Raw genomic sequence first — 399 nt, 5'->3', positions numbered from 1 at the left:
GAAAAAGTAGAATAATTATGAAATTTTAATAATTAATTTACAGAAGATTCCTTTACGAAGCCAGGGGGAAATGGTATACTAGGAAAGGTCAGTTACTTTACTGAAGGAGGCTTCAATGAGCAGACAGGAATTTTTACAGCGTTTGCGGGACACGCTGACCGGCGAAGTGCCTGGAAATGTGATTGAGGAAAATATAAGATACTATGACGATTATATCAGAACGGAGACCGCGAACGGCCAGTCGGAAGACGAGGTGACCGGTGCGATCGGTGATCCCAGGCTGATTGCCAAGACGATCATGGAGGCCACGGAGAACGCCAGAGAGGGCGGCAGCCGTCAGTCCGCATATGATACGTATCGGAACGAAGGCCGGACGGTGTATGAGGAAGAGGCCGGACC

General features: G+C 48.6%; 1 protein-coding gene. It reads left to right on the top strand.

Going from position 1 to position 399, the window contains the following annotated elements:
- Positions 1–115: 115 nt before the first annotated feature.
- A partial coding sequence (locus NE664_15130) for a DUF1700 domain-containing protein (GenBank protein ID MCQ4727966.1) occupies positions 116–399 on the top strand: 284 nt, incomplete at its 3' end.

This window comes from Anaerotignum faecicola (genome assembly GCA_024460105.1).
GTDB lineage: Bacteria > Bacillota > Clostridia > Lachnospirales > Anaerotignaceae > JANFXS01.
This window is presented reverse-complemented; position numbering and strand designations above follow the sequence as displayed.